This window comes from Parafrankia irregularis, from assembly GCF_001536285.1.
In the GTDB taxonomy this organism is placed as follows: domain Bacteria; phylum Actinomycetota; class Actinomycetes; order Frankiales; family Frankiaceae; genus Parafrankia; species Parafrankia irregularis.
The window spans coordinates 58079-72387 of record NZ_FAOZ01000011.1 but is presented as its reverse complement, the minus strand read 5'-3'; the positions used below and the strand labels follow the sequence as shown (position 1 = coordinate 72387).

Here is a 14309-nt window from a genome sequence, read left to right as displayed (position 1 = left end):
GACGTCCGCACGTGGCAGGCTTGCACCGATGACCGGTGCACGGGGGACAGGCAGGCTCGCGCGAGCGGCCGTGTTCGGCGTGTCCTCGACGTGCCTCGCACTCGCGGCGCACGTCGCCGCCGGCGACCCCCGACCACCGGTCGTGCTGCTCGCCGTCGCCACCGCGCTGCTGATCCGGGTGGCCTTCGGGTTCGCCGACCGGGAGCGGGCACTGCCCGCCCTGGTCGCGGCCGTCGTGGCCGCCCAGGTGCTCCTGCACACGGCGTTCGCGCTCCAGGCGCATCACCACCAGGCGGCCGGGGCGGCTCGCCCGCGGCCGGGCGCCGGCGCCCACCTGCTCGCCGAGCTGGTCCCGGCCGGGCCCATGATCGCCGCTCATGCCCTCGCGGCCGGCTGCGTGGCCGTGTCACTGCGCCGCTGCGAGCGGCGGCTGTGGGCGACGGCGGCGCTGCGCGTGGCCGTCGAACGGGTCGTCGCCGTTGTCGCGTTCGTGCTCATGGATGTCCTGGCTCGCCTGCGGGCCGCCGCACGGCTGATGGCATCGGGCGCGGGCACGTGGGCCCGGCTGCGCAACGCCGCTGCCGGCATGGCCGCCGCGCTGGGCCGGGTCGGCGGCAGCGATCGTGGCGGTCGCCACGGCGTTGGTGGTGGTGGTGGTCGTGGTGGCGCGGGGGCGCGCTGGTGTGCGCACCTTCTCCTGCTGGGAACCGACGCTGGTTGGCGCGGCCCGCCGGCGCGCCGGCCGGGGTCGTGTCCCCGCGCCGGTGTGTCCGCAGTGATGGCGACAGCCCGGTAGCGGGTTCCGCGCGTCCGCCTGGACGGAGGCGCCGCGGCGGTCCGCCCGTGATCAGCAGCTCGATGATCAGCAGCTCGATCGCGCTGCACGGGCCGGTCTGTCGCGCCGTGCCACGGCCCTGGTGCTCGGGTCAACCAGTCCGATCACCCGTGAGGACCAGCCTGGTCCTCGAGGAGGTCCCATGTCTCGCACCACCCGCGCAGTTCGCCTCCGTCGGGGCGCGCTGTGCACGCTCGCCGCCGCGGCAGGCAGCATCGCGCTGGCCCTTCCGGCGTCCGCGCATGTCACCGTCGCTCCGGCCGAGGCGGCCAAGGGTGCCTACACCACCCTGACGTTCAAGGTTCCGACCGAGAGCGACACCGCGTCGACCACGGCGCTCGACGTGCAGTTCCCAGCCGACGCGCCGATCGCCTCGGTGACGGTCCAGCCCAAGCCCGGCTGGACCTACAAGGTGACCAAGGGCGCGCCGGCGAAGCCGCTCACCGCTCACGGAACGCAGATCACCGAGGTCGTCACGCAGATCACCTGGACAGCCGAGAACGGTGCCGGGATCAGGCCCGGCGAGTTCGACACCTTCAACGTCTCAGCCGGCCCGCTGCCGGACGACGCCGACCAGGTGGTCTTCAAGACGTTGCAGACCTACTCCGACGGCGAGATCGTCCGCTGGATCGACGTGGCCAAGCCTGGCACGGACGAGCCGGACCACCCGGCACCGGCCGTCACCCTGACCGCGGCCGCGGCTTCGGACAGCGACCATGACGACGGTGCCGCCGACGAGCACGCGGATGCCGGCACCGGGAACTCCGCGGCGGCGGGCGACGAATCGGCGTCGGCGTCGGCGTCGACATCGGACGGCACGGCACGCGCGCTCGGGATCACCGGTCTCGTGCTGGGAGCGCTCGGTCTGGCCGCAGGCGCGTTCGCGCTGATCAGCACCCGTCGGCGGGCCTGATCACCTGGGGTGCCCCCGGCCACCGGCGCCAGGGGCACCCGCTCCGGGGGCACCCGCTCCGGAGATCACTCAGAACGGAAACCTCATGACCGGACCCGATCGATGCGCCAGCGACCACCGCACGCACCCGCGCCGTAGCCCCAGCCCGGGCGGGGGCGGGGGCGGGTTGTCCGGCGTGCTTCGGCGGGTGCTCACGGTCGTGGGGATCGTCGCCGTCGCGCTGCTGGGCACGGCGCTGCCGGCGTCGGCCCATGCCGTGCTGGAGCGCAGCGACCCGGTCGGCGGCGCGGCCCTCGATCAGGCCCCGGCCAGGGTGACGTTGACCTTCAGCGAAGCCGTGTCGGTCAAGTCCGACGCGATTCGCGTCCTCGACGCCACCGGCGCCCGGGCTGACGATGGTGAGGCGAAGAACGGCTCCTCGGCGTCGGAGGTGACGATCGCGCTGCGCTCGGGCCTCGGCACGGGAACCTACGTTGTGAGCTGGCGTGTGGTCTCCGCGGACAGTCATCCGGTCGGTGGCGCGTTCGCCTTCGGCATCGGCGGGCCGCCCGACGCCGGGGCGGCCGCGGCGCTGCCCTCGGGCGGCGGCGGATCACGAGCGGTCGGCGTGGCGCTGGGCGCGGCCCGGCTGGTGACCTTCGCCGGCGCGGCCCTGCTGATCGGTGCCACCTTCTTCCTGACGGTGCTCTGGCCGGCCGGTGCGCGCCGCCGCGGCCCGGTCCGGCTGATCGCCGCCGGCTGGCTGCTCAGCCTGTTCGGTGCGATCGGCATGCTGCTGCTTCAGGGGCCGTATTCGTCGGGTGAGGGAATCACCTCCGTCCTGGACGCCGATCAGATCGCGGTGACCCTGGAGGATCGTTACGGCCAGCTCCTGGCGATCCGCATGTTGGCGCTGCTGCTCGCCGTCCCGCTGCTGCGCCGGGTGCGGCAGCCTGCCGGCGAGGGCGGCGGTGAGGGCGGCGGCGCTGGCCACCAGCCGACCGGGCCGGGCCGGCGAGGGCTGGTCGAGCTTGCCGGGCTGGGGCTGGTGCTCGCGACCACCATGGCGATGATCGGTCACGCGAGCGCGGGCGGGCTGGTCTGGCTGGCGACCGCCTCGATGACGCTGCACACCACGGCGATGGCGATCTGGCTCGGCGGCCTGTGCGTTCTCGGGCTGTCACTGCTCGGACGGCCCAGGCCGCGTCACACCGGCACCGGCACCGGCGGCGCCGAGGGCTCCCCCCGGGGTCCCGGCTCGTTCGCCAGCCCCGCGGATCCGGCCGCGGTCTCGTCCGGCCGGGGCACGGGGGCCGTCGCGGGCACGAGTGCGAGTGCGGAAGCCGTTTCGGCGGCCGGTTCCATGGAGCTACCGGGCCTCAACAAGCTCTACGGCCTCGACGGGCTGGGCGATGGCGAGCCCGTCGAGGCCGGCTGGGCCGACGAGATGGCCCGGGTGTTGCCCCGATGGTCCAGGACCGCGATGGTCGCGGTCGCCGTGATCGTGCTGACCGGGATCTTCCAGACCCTGCGGGAGATCGGTGCCTTCGGAGCACTGTTCGGCACGACGTACGGGCGTCTTCTGCTGTACAAGCTCTGGTTCGTCCTCGGTGCGCTGGGCCTGGGCCTGCTGGCCCAGCGCTGGGTGCACCGCCACTTCCCGGCTGGTTCGGAACAGCCGGCTTCAGAACAGCCGCCTTCGAGTCAGGCGGCGCCGAATCAGACGGCACCGAATCAGGCTGTCACCTCGCTCGCCATCGCCGGGCTGCGTCGAGGCGTGATCTTCGAGATGATCGTCGGCGTCGCCGTTCTCACCGTCACCGCGATCCTCGTGAACACCATTCCCGGTCGGGAGTCGTACGCGCCGCCGTTCTCCAGGACGGCGATCGCCGGCCCGATGACCGTCGACGTCGAGATCGCGCCCACCAGGACCGGCCTGGAAACCATCCGCATCCATACCTATGACCCGCAGGGCCGGCCGCAGCGGCTGGTCGAGGCCAAGGGCGAGCTGAGCCTGCCGGCGGCGGGCGTCGGGCCCCTGGACGTTCCACTGGTGAGGGTCGCGGACGGCCAGGCCGTCGCCGAAGGGGTCGGAGTGCCTCTGCCGGGCCAGTGGCAGCTACGCCTCTACCTGCGCGTCAACGATTTCGACCAGTACGTGACGACGGTCTTCTACAGGGTGCGCTGAAGCCTTCCACAGGGTGCGCTGAGGCAGGCCGGGGCGCGGGCCGGCGGTCGACAGCTCCGGGCTGCCAATGCTGCCAATGCTGCCGAACAGGATCTCAGGATCGTGGTCGCCGGAGGAGCCCGTAGCAGAATCCTGAGACGCGGCGGATCCGGGCTACCAGCGGATCCGGGCCACCAGCATGGGCCTGGCGGAGCCGTGCCGACGGAATGCGAACCCCACCCGTACGGCCGGCTACCAGGGATCCCGCACCGCCGCGCGGCACCAGCAATTCCCTCTCAAGAGGGGCAAAAGGGGCGAAGGGTCGCCTGGTGACGCGCAAGAGTGAAGGATTCTGGTCGTCGGAATGACCAACATCCTTCACTCTTGCGACTCGCCAAACCGGCTACCGGGCTACCGGGCTACCGGGCGCTCGGAGGTCCGGCGCCCGCGACGAGACCGGGCCGGACCTCGACCGGATGGGTCAGACGGGAACCGGACTGGTCGCCCAGGGCAGGGGGAACGGGAACCGGTTCGTATCGCTGCTCGTGGGCGACGACGACGGCGTCGAAGTCGTCGGTGCCCCGGTCGTCGGCGTGGACGGATCCGAGGTCGGCGGGGCCGTCGGCGTGGTGTGCGTCGTCGTCGGTGGCACCGTCGTGGGCGTCGGCGCGTTGCCGTCAGGCGGCGTGGTCGACGACGGGCCGGTGGGTGTCTGCGCCGGCGGTGTCGTCGGCACCACGGTGGCCGGCACGGTCGGCTGGCTGGTGGGCGGCGCCGGGGTGGGCGCCGGTGGCTGAACAGTGGCCGGCGGCGTGGGCGCCGGTGCGGGCCTCGACGGCGGCGGGGTGTAGGGCTTCGGCGCGTCGACCTCACGGACGATCTGCGTCGGGCGTGAGGTGGCGGGGCGGCTCGTGTAGGCGCCTGCCACCGTCGGCGAGGGCGGCGCGTCCACCGGCACGACCGGCGGTTGGGCCGCGGTCGGCAGTGTGCCTGCGCCGGCGGGGAGCGTCGGAGTGATCGCCACCATGCCGGTGCCCGCGTCGGCCACCAGCTCGGCGCGCCCGGTAGGCCAGGAGATGACGGCGGTGAGCCCGGCCACGGCCACTGCCAGCGCGGCCGCCACCGCGATGGTCGGCCGAGCCCGGAAGTCGGAGAATCCGTTGCCGCGGGCGTTCGAGCCTGCCAGGGCCCGGTCGAGGGCCAGCAGCGGCAGGCCGGTCGCCGACCCGTCGTCGGGACGGTCACCTGGCGGTGTGGCCTGCTCGTCGAGCTGCCCCGCCGGCAGCCCGGTGGAGGGGGAGACGAGTGTGACGGCGTCCTCGGGCCCGACGGCGCGGACGCCCACGCCGTTCCCGCCGCCAGAGGCGGTGAAGGCGACCCGAGGGTCGGGGGGCGCACCTGCCGGCGCGCCGCCGAAGGCCGGGGCGTTTCCGGGGATTGCCGCGCCGGGGAGCGGGGTGACGGTGGCTTCGTCGCCTCGGGCGGAACCAGCAGGACCAGCGGTGCCGGCGCGCTCCGCGGCCCGCCGGTTCGCGGCGGCCGCGGCGGCGACAGCCGCGCGGTCGAAGGTGCGTTGCAGGCCGGTTCGCAGGCTGGTCGGCGCCGGCACGATGGCACCGTCCAGCAGCTCCTCCGGCGAGACGCCGTGCGGAACCGGGACGCTGCGGGCCTGCGGCGAGCCGGACCAGGCCAGCGCGCTGCCGCGCGCGAGCTCGAGGAGCCAGGGGCGCAGGCGGGTCGGATCGGAGAGGGGATTCAACCGCGTTCGAGCCACCAGGGCGAACGCGGTTCCGGCCGCCGCCCTGGCGACCGTCGGGTCGCCGAGGATCAGCAGGCACATCGAGAAGACGTCGTCGGCGTAGCGGTTGTAGAGATCGTTGAAAGCCTGACGATCACCACGCCGAACACGGGCCACCAGGTCCGCGTCGTCGTTCATCAGCTGCAACTCCCCGGGACGACGTTCCTGGTCTCGGCGCCGGGACCAGGTTTGGCGACCAATGTGGCGCCAGGCCTGGTCACCGGTCAGGCAGGCTCAATAGTAGGAGGTGCCTGATCTGGCCGGGGTGAAGGTTGTGAAGATTTTTTGTCGTCACCTCGACACCATGGTCAGCTTGACGCTGAACATGGTGCCGTATCCCCCTTCATCGGACACCGAAGCAAGCTTATACGAAGGCATCTTCGACACATCCGCGCCGGCATCGCCGGCGTGGCGTGGTCCTGGTGGCTGGTGCGGAAACCGCCGGGTGTTTCCCAAAACCGTCGCCCGCCCGGTGCTCAGGAATTGGGCGGTTGTTCCAGCAGTGTCACGGTCACCGTGTTGGACTGGCCGTCGCGCAGGTACGTCACCTGGACCTGGTTTCCGATGTCGTGGGACCTGACCGCCGCGATCAGTGAATCGATGTCCGTGATGGTCCGATCGCCCACCTTGGTGATGACATCGCCCGAACGGAGGCCCGCTTTGTCGGCCGGGCCGCCGTCGACCAGCGACTGGATCTTTGCTCCGGTGCCGCTTGCCGCCGTGGACCGGGTGTTCTCACCCGCGGTGTTGGCGCTGACTCCCAAATAGGGGTGCCGGGCGGTGCCGGTGTCGATGAGCTGCGCCGCAACTTTCTGTGCGTAGCTGCCCGGAATCGCGAAACCGACCCCGATGTTGCCGGACTGCTGGCTCTCACCGAAGGGCGAGGAACTGCCGCCAACCGTCGCGATGGCGGTGTTCACCCCGATGATCTGGCCCTTGCTGTTTACCAGCGGGCCACCCGAGTTGCCGGGGTTGATGGGCGCGTCGGTCTGGATTGCGTCCAGCACGGTGTTCGTCTGGTCCTGAACAGTTGAGTCGCCGGTGCGCACGGGGCGGTGCAGGGCGCTGATGATTCCTGAGGTGACCGTGCCGTTGAGGCCCAGCGGGCTGCCCACGGCGACAACCAGCTCGCCGACCTGCAGCGCGTCGGACTGCCCGAAGGTGGCGGCCGGCAGGTTGGTGGCGTCGATCTTGATGACGGCGAGGTCCGCGCTTGGGTCGGTGGCCTTGATCGTCGCGTCGAAGGTCCGGCCGTCCTGCATGGTGACCGTGAGGGTGCCGCCGTTCGCAGCTCCGGAGACGACGTGGTTGTTCGTGAGGATGTAGCCGTCCGAGCGGATGATCGTGCCGGACCCGGTTCCGGCCTCCTGGCTGGATTCCTCCGCGATGGTCACGACGCTCGGGAGGATGGTCTGCGCGGCGGAGGAGACCGTGTTGTCGGCGGCCTCGGAGACCCCGCTGGAGCCGCCGGTCGCCTGCTGCAGGCCCGAATCGGTCGACACGACCGCGGCCGGCGAGTCGTCGCCCGCGACCAGCGCGCCGACACCACCACCGATTCCGGCGGACACCAGCGCGAGTGCCACGGCTGCGGCTATCAGGCGGCGACGCCGCATAGGCGCCGGCGTCGGCGTGGCGGGTGTGAACCGACCGTAGCCGTCAGGTCCGTCGGGAGATCCGGGCGCCTGCCCACCGGGCGCGGGCGGGGTGACCGGCGATCCCCAGGAGGAGCTCCACCAGGCACTCTGCTGCCCCGGACCGCCAGGACCGCCAGGTGTGGCGCCGGAGCCGTATCCCGGCCGCTGCTCGCCTTGGCCCTGGCTCGTGGAGGCCTGTTGTGCGGCCCATGGCGAGGGCTGGCGGTAGGAGGCCTCCGGGTGCACCGGTGGCCGCTCCCCCGACTGCGGGTAGGGATTGCTCCGCTGGTCGCCGGGCGGGTAGTAGCCACCTGGGACGCCCGGGCCGGGGCGCGCACCGGTCGGAGGCGGAGCTGGAACCGGAGCCGGAGTGTGGACGGCGGGGAAGGCGCCTGTCTGCTCAGGCCCGGCGGGGCTGGGCGTCGAGGCGGGCGCGCCGGACGACGGCCCGCCCGGAGGCTGCTGGTTGTCGTGCGACCGCGGCTCCATCGGCCCCTCCGAACTGGCCGCCTCGGGCCTGGTCCGCTCCGGCAGGTTGTCGGGCGGTGCCCAGGGAGACCGAGCGTCGTGCGTGGCTGTCATGGTAGGCACTTTCCCCCGGCACCCTGAGCGATTCCTGAATTCCGACCAACGTTCCGCTTAGCCAGGCACCGCGGCGCGTGTCCGATCCACGACATACTGCCCGATGCGTGGGTCAGGCCGGCATGAACCCGCCAGGACGGATCGCGCTGTGGCGGTCACCCGGCACGCCGTCGCCGCAGGTTACGGGCCGGCCCGGGTGAGGTCTGGGGCGCGTGGCCTCCGTGGTGCCGGCGCGGCGTCGTCGTCTGCCGCCGCTCGGATCCGTCGGCTGCGGCCGGACATCGCTCGCCGCCCGCCGGGATCCCGCCCCCAGTCGCCCGATCTGATCCGCGTGCGTTGCATCGTCTCGCGATGTGGCCCGCCGGACGGTGGTCGCTCATTGATGCGGCGGTTGTGAAGGCCTACTCACAAATGCCTCGGCCGGCGGCCGCGAAGGGGGGCCACGGCCCTGGCGGAGGAAGATCTGCCGGCGTGATCGGCTGGCATCCCGGCACGTTTGTGCCAGGCTGTGACGGTCCCGTCTAGTTCGTGCTGCTTTCGGGCGAAGGCGGCATGATGTGAGTGCCGGAGCATGATGTCGTGACATGTCGACCGTTGGATGTGGTCATGATGTCGCTGGGCGGTCATGACTGCGTCGCCCGCTGCGTTGAGCCGGCACGGCTGAGTTGCGTGCCGCGCACGGTGAGCCGCGTTCGGCGTAGGTCGCATCCGGGGAAGGGGGCCCGGCTGTTCGCCGGGATTTCGACTCCGGCTGGCCCGAATGTCAAGGGGGCTCGCGCAACGCACTCGCAACGGCGTGGTACACCGGTATACCGCGCGGGTTTTTCCTGCATGTCCCGGAATCGGAGGTTGTCTGGTGACGGACGGTGCATGGAGGGGAGGCCCTGGAGATCCAGGTCGCCCCGGCTATCGGGGGCACCCGCAGGGCGGCGCGGAACCCGAGGGGTACTGGGGCGAACCCGGCTCACGTGAGCCGCAGCCGCACCCGAACGATTCGCAGCCTGGAGATCCCTATGGCGGCGCTGCGCCGTATCCGGGTGGGCATCCCGCGGGCGGTGGATATCAGGACGGCGGCTACCCGCCGGGCGGTTATCCGCCTGGGGGGTATCGACAGCCGGCTCAGCCGCAGCCGGGCTACCCACAGCCGGGCTACCCGCAGCAGGGACAGCCGCAGCCGGGCTACCCACAGCCGGGCCAGCCGCCGCAGGCCTATCCGTCGGATGGCCTGGACCCTCTGACCGGACAGTTCGCGTCTGCCCAGCCCGCGGGGCCCGGTTATGCCGCGACGGCCGGCTACGCACCTGGCGCGCCCGCCGGTGGCCATCCGTCACCAGGCCCGGCTGCCGCGGATCCGGCGGGAGGCCGGTTCCCCGCCATGGGCCAGCCCGCGACCGGGCCCACCGCCGGTGGTTACCCGCCCGGCAACGGCTGGGACGAACCGACCGACACCCGCTCCGGCGGGACGTCCGTGCGGCGCGCTCTTGTGCCGCGGGCAGGCGCGGCGCGCACGTCACCCCGCCCCCAGGGCGCCACCGGTGCTCAGGGGGCTCTCGGCGCGGCGGGTGCCGCTGGTGCGACGGGTGCGATGGGCGCTGTGGGCGCCGTGGGTACGGGGCAGTGGCCCGTCCCGGCGAACACCGCCGGGACGGATCCGCGATATGGCACCGGACCCCGTGGGGATCTTCACCAACAGGGACCGGCGCGTTCCGCGACGGCACCGCCGCGCGTCGAACCGGTGGGCGGCGCCGCTCGTTCCTACCGGGACGCGGATCCGGATGGCCCAGGCCGCCGGGATCGCGACCCTGACCGGGCAGGCCAGGAACGCGGCCTGTCCGGCCGTGGCGCGGATGCGGGCCGTGGCGCCGACCCGGATGGCCGCGATCTCGATGGCAGGGATCTCGATGGTCGGGATGCCCTGGGCGGAGCGGAGCGTGCCGGCACCGGGCCACGCCGTCGCCCGGCGGCCCGTCGGCGCGGTTTCGGCGACGCGGACCCGGGCGACGAACCGGACTTCCCGGCCGAGGTCGGAGACGACGACTTCGAGGACGACTATCCCGGCGGCGAGGACACCGGGCTGGGGCCCTTCCTGCGCCGCCTGGTGATCGCTCTGGTCGTGCTGGGCGTGGCGCTCGGGGTCGGGGTGGGAGCGGGAGTCGTCTGGGAGAAGGTGCGGCCCAGCGGCGACGACACGACGTCCGCGACGGGCGCGACGGGCACCGAACCGTCCGCGACTCCCACCACGGCGGCGGGGGCGACCACCCCGGCTCCCAGCGCCGCCGCGAGTGCCCAGCCCCAGGTGACGGTGCCGGCCGACTGGGTGGCCTACACGGACGCCGTTCAGAAGGCCACGTTCTCCCATCCGGGGTCCTGGAAGCAGCGCCAGGACAACACCGGTGTCTTCTTCGGTGAGCCGGGTGCCGGCGCCGCCGGGACCTCGGCCGAGTACGGCCCGCAGATGATCGGAGTGGCCCGGGTGGCCGGGGCGGACGCCGCCACCGCCCTCAGCAAGGTGCAGGCCGGTGAGTTCGGCAGCGTCAGCGGCCTGAGCCAGGATCGTTCCGGCGCCGCCACCGACTCGTCCGGCGCGCCGACACAGGAACTCGCCGGCTCCTACGACCGGGATGGGCAGCGCGTGTCCTATCTCATGCGCACGGTCGACGGTTCCGGCGCGGTCTACGTGCTCATCGCCCGGGTGCCCGCCGAGGCCTCGGGGACGCTCAACACCCTCATGGCCGCGCTCCGGGCGTCCTTCCAGCCCGTGACCTGACCGGCCGGCGGGCGGGGAGGTCACGGGCTCCACGAACACGGCCGGACCTCCAAGAGCCCGGTGGCCCGGTGGCGCGGTGGCGCGGGTTGGCGGGTCGCAAGAGTGAACGATTTTGGTCGTTCCAACGACCAAAATCCTCACTTCTTGTGGGTCGCCAGGCGAATCGGCGCCCCTTTTGTCCCTCATGGGAGTAATGGCCGGTAATCGCTGGTGCGGCGTAGGGCTGCGGGATCCTCGAAGGGTGGCCGCGCGAGCCAGGGATCTACATGCGCGGCCCGGCGGTGGCCGACCGGGCATCCTTCAGCAGGTCCCACAGCACCGCGGCGGTGTTGAACGCGGTCGGGCCGGTCAGCGCCGGCCACCCGTGCCCCAGCGTCGGCAGGACGTACTGGACGAGGTGGGCGGACGTCGAGCAGAGCGTCTCGTGCCGGATCGCGACCGGCGTGGTCGTGGGCGTGGCCTGCTGCGATGGGACAGCTGCCCCCGCCGCCGTCCCGGAGCCGGCCAGCTGGCCGTCGGGTCCCGCGGCCGAGATGATCGCGGACGCGGCTCCGTCGCCGGTGGGTGAGCCGGCGGAGCCGGAGGACGCCGCCGTGGGGTTCGTGCTGGCACCGATGGGGCGGCCGTCCGCGCCGGTGTAGCTCGTGTCGCCGGGCTGGGTGGGCGCCGGGCAGCCGTCGACCGCGCGGAACGGCGCGAGGCTGACGTCCACTGGCGTGATCCCGGTCTGCAACGGTTCCGACCACAATGTCCCGGCGTAGGGGACGTGCCCGTCCAGGCTGCCGTGGATCTCCACTGTGGTCAGCGGCGCCGGTGGGGCGCAGCTGAGCGTCTGCAGGCTGGCCGCGACGGCGGCGAAGCCTGCGAGCTCGTCGCCGTGCTCGCAGGCGTAGCGGTAGGCGAGCATTCCGCCGTTCGACAGTCCGATGATGCTGACTCGCCGGGGGTCGATGGGGTACTCGGTCTCCAGATGCGCGATGAGTGAACGCAGCCAGCCGACGTCGTCGACGCCTGCCGCGCCGGAGGCGCCGCAGCAGGTACCCGCGTTCCAGGACAGGTTCAGGCCGTCGGGGTAGACGACCGCGAAGCCCGACGAGCGGGCCAACTCGTCCAGGCCCCAGCCGAGCTGCGGCTCGCTGCCGTCGTGGTAGAGGCTGTGCAAAGCCACGACCAGGGGATACGGCTCGACCGTGCCGCTGTCCGGGAGCGTCAGCCGGATCTGACTACCGCGTCCACTCCGCTCGAAGGCATCCGGGCCCGATGTGGGCGACGGTGATGGCGAGGTTGTCGCGGTTACCGGACTATCCGTGGCGCTGGCCTGCGGGGAGGAACCCTTGGCACCGATGAGTCCACAGCCGGTGACGACCATCATCGTCGCGAGCAGCGAGGTAAGAAGCCGGACCGCGACGACGCGGCGGCGGTGGGCGGCCGACACGACGGGTATTCTGACGCGCCGCCAACCTGGCCGCGCATCAACGGTGTCGTTGATTACTCTTTGTATTTGAACTGCTACGCGCGAGATCGCCCTCGCGCACGACGTTCAGTCGCGGGCGCTCACGTGGCGCCCAACGATCCGCCGCGGGGTCGGCTCCGGGCTGCTCCCGACCGGCTGGGGTCATGCTGCGGGAGTGCATCGGTAGTGGCATGACGTTTCTCGTCTCGGCGTCGAACGCGCGGGCCTCGCCGTTCTGCGTCGCACCGCTCTGGGCCGTCTGGGCCGCGCTGCTCTGGGCCGCACCGATCCCGCGGTCGACCGGGCCACCGCGCTCGACCGGGCCGATTCTGTCCACGGTGCTGCGCGGGCCGCGACCCGTTTCGCTGTTCCTGCTGTTCTGGCCGTCCTCGGCTCCGTCCGCGCCGGCGGCTGGCGCGGCGCCGGCCAGCCAGATCTGGGGCGGCTCGGTACCTGGCATCGCCGTTTCGGCCGACTCGGCCGCGCTGCGATAGCGATCGAATGCCACCTGGGCGCGTGTCTCCAGGTCATCGACCTTCGCGAGCGACTCGCGGACCCTGCGTTCACCGGCGGGGCCGGCGGCCAGCAGGTCGGACAGGCAGTGATCCACTGCCCGACGGGCTGCCAGCCAGCCAAGGAGCAGCCGTGAACGTTCCATGTCCGATGGCTCGTTCACCTGGAAGTCCCTTCGCTCGCAATCTCGTGACGCCACTGTGGCGTCGCCCTCCGCGAGGTGCTGATCGTCCGCTGTTCGTCCTGGCGTAGGGGGCTCCCCCCGTCGTGCGGAGCGGCGTCGGCGCCGCGCCGCGACCCGAAGTAGTTCTCGTCTTCCCAGAGTGCCCCACCCGGCGTCGTGGCGCGTCGTAGTTTGCCGAACGCGCCCCTACTGGTCGGTCAGAAGCGTGGTCAGAGGCCGGGCTGATCCCCCCGAACAGGGGGTGTGGGCGGTGGAACAGGCTGCCCGGACCGTGGCGCGGTGCCCGTCGGTGGGGGCGGGACGGTGCGGTCCGCAGACGGTATCGGTCCCCGGGGATCGGCCATCCGGCGGGTAGCCGTCGACGGACGCGGCGGCAGTGCCGGCATCGGCCGTTCGCCTGGCGGTGGGATGGGCGGGCGCCGCGGGACGGGGGGCCGCGGCCCAGGCGCCGGGCGGGTCTCGCGGCGGACCTGCTCGGCTGAGGACCCCTCGCGGGCTGAGGCTGCCTGGCTGGCTGAGGCTCCCTGGCTGGCTGAGGCTGCCTGGCTGGCTGAGGCTGCCTGGCCGGCGGAGGCTCCCTGGCTGGCTGAGGCTGCCTGGCCGGCGGGGGACGCCTGTTCGGTGGATGAGGGTGGCGGTGTGGTGGGCGCCGCCGGCGGGTGGCTGGTCCGCCAGGCCGCACGAGCGTCCTCGGCGGCGTCCTCGGCGCGATCGAGAATCTCCTCCCAGCGGCTCTGCATCGGACGGATCAGCCCGCCGCCCACTCCGACCACGAGCACGCCGGTGCCGGCGGTGAGTACCGCGTACAGCAGCGGGGTCGTGACGGAGGTTCCGATGCCAAGCTCGTCCAGGGCGGCCTTTCCGAAGAGGAGGCAGGCCGCCGCGGCGACGACCCGGCTCAGGGCGCGCCCGTGGGGCAGCCCGCTGAAGGAGTCGGTGAGGAACTGGCGCGCGATGCCGGCCAGCGCCAGGCCGACCAGCACGATCGCGATCGCCAGCAGGAGCCGCACCAGCACTCCCAGGACCGCGCCGGCCATCCGGTCGGCCGGGCTGGGACCGAAGACGCCGAGCGCGACGCGCAGGACGGCCAGCAGACCTGCCACGGCGGCGAGCCGGAACAGCCCGTCGCGGACCATGGTGTCCCGACAGCGGAGCAGCCGGCCGATGCCGCTGCGGGCCAGCAGACGGTCGAAACCGTTGTCCTCCAGGGCCCGGTCCGCGAGGCGGAGCAGGGCCCGTACGACGACCGCGCCGATCGTGAGGATCAGAGCGAAGACGATCATTTTGGGGCCGGTCTGCGCCATTCGCGACCAGGCGTCCGAGATGCCCTGATCCCATTGCACGGCCTGCGTCACCCCGACAGCACAACAGTGCGTGGCCGAGGATGAAGTGATGCCACGCCGTGGACCTGCGTGGCACTGAAGTGGTCCATGGGGTGTTTCGGTGTGTGGGTCGTTACCTTCTGTGGATGAGATCGTCCACAT

At 72.5% G+C, this 14309-nt stretch carries 9 protein-coding genes; 4 read left to right on the top strand and 5 right to left on the bottom strand.

Annotated features, from left to right (window positions below; all coding sequences use genetic code 11):
- The first annotated feature begins 28 nt into the window (after nucleotides 1-28).
- From AWX74_RS18620 to AWX74_RS18610, 3 genes are all read left to right on the top strand, one after another.
- Nucleotides 29-796, top strand: coding sequence for a hypothetical protein (locus tag AWX74_RS18620; RefSeq protein ID WP_091278339.1), 768 nt, complete (start codon nucleotides 29-31; stop codon nucleotides 794-796).
- Nucleotides 797-977: 181 nt separating this feature from the next.
- Nucleotides 978-1748: a YcnI family copper-binding membrane protein gene (locus AWX74_RS18615; RefSeq protein ID WP_091278337.1), complete on the top strand. Its 771-nt coding sequence runs from the start codon at nucleotides 978-980 to the stop codon at nucleotides 1746-1748.
- A gap of 85 nt (nucleotides 1749-1833) precedes the next feature.
- Entirely contained in the window at nucleotides 1834-3915 is a 2082-nt protein-coding gene (locus AWX74_RS18610) for a copper resistance CopC/CopD family protein (protein WP_091278335.1), read from the top strand.
- 460 nt (nucleotides 3916-4375) lie between these two features.
- Here the strand turns inward: AWX74_RS18610 and AWX74_RS18605 are convergent, their stop codons facing one another.
- Nucleotides 4376-5830, bottom strand: coding sequence for an RNA polymerase sigma factor (locus AWX74_RS18605; protein ID WP_091278606.1), 1455 nt, complete (start codon nucleotides 5828-5830; stop codon nucleotides 4376-4378).
- Between the two features lie 338 nt (nucleotides 5831-6168).
- Nucleotides 6169-7908, bottom strand: coding sequence for a trypsin-like peptidase domain-containing protein (locus AWX74_RS18600; RefSeq protein ID WP_226931154.1), 1740 nt, complete (start codon nucleotides 7906-7908; stop codon nucleotides 6169-6171).
- Between the two features lie 1375 nt (nucleotides 7909-9283).
- Between AWX74_RS18600 and AWX74_RS18590 the strand changes: the two genes are divergently transcribed.
- Complete coding sequence (locus tag AWX74_RS18590; protein WP_091278329.1) at nucleotides 9284-10675, top strand: hypothetical protein; 1392 nt, start codon at nucleotides 9284-9286, stop codon at nucleotides 10673-10675.
- 262 nt (nucleotides 10676-10937) lie between these two features.
- On the opposite strand, the gene AWX74_RS18585 is transcribed toward AWX74_RS18590, so the two are convergent.
- The 3 genes from AWX74_RS18585 to AWX74_RS18575 form a co-directional block, all read right to left on the bottom strand.
- Complete coding sequence (locus AWX74_RS18585) at nucleotides 10938-12110, bottom strand: CE1 family esterase (RefSeq protein WP_091278327.1); 1173 nt, start codon at nucleotides 12108-12110, stop codon at nucleotides 10938-10940.
- A gap of 37 nt (nucleotides 12111-12147) precedes the next feature.
- Nucleotides 12148-12804 carry a hypothetical protein gene (locus AWX74_RS18580; protein ID WP_242666307.1) on the bottom strand — a complete coding sequence of 219 codons (657 nt, stop codon included), beginning with the start codon at nucleotides 12802-12804 and terminating at the stop codon, nucleotides 12148-12150.
- Between the two features lie 230 nt (nucleotides 12805-13034).
- Nucleotides 13035-14180 (bottom strand): mechanosensitive ion channel family protein, encoded by a 1146-nt coding sequence (locus AWX74_RS18575; RefSeq protein ID WP_242666306.1) that lies wholly within the window; start codon nucleotides 14178-14180, stop codon nucleotides 13035-13037.
- Between the last annotated feature and the right edge of the window lie 129 nt (nucleotides 14181-14309).

Coding starts and splice junctions, on each gene's coding strand:
- AWX74_RS18620 (WP_091278339.1), top strand. CDS start 29: ATGACCGGTGCACGGGGGACAGGCAGGCTCGCGCGAGCGGCCGTGTTC.
- AWX74_RS18615 (WP_091278337.1), top strand. CDS start 978: ATGTCTCGCACCACCCGCGCAGTTCGCCTCCGTCGGGGCGCGCTGTGC.
- AWX74_RS18610 (WP_091278335.1), top strand. CDS start 1,834: ATGACCGGACCCGATCGATGCGCCAGCGACCACCGCACGCACCCGCGC.
- AWX74_RS18605 (WP_091278606.1), bottom strand. CDS start 5,830: ATGAACGACGACGCGGACCTGGTGGCCCGTGTTCGGCGTGGTGATCGT.
- AWX74_RS18600 (WP_226931154.1), bottom strand. CDS start 7,908: ATGACAGCCACGCACGACGCTCGGTCTCCCTGGGCACCGCCCGACAAC.
- AWX74_RS18590 (WP_091278329.1), top strand. CDS start 9,284: ATGGGCCAGCCCGCGACCGGGCCCACCGCCGGTGGTTACCCGCCCGGC.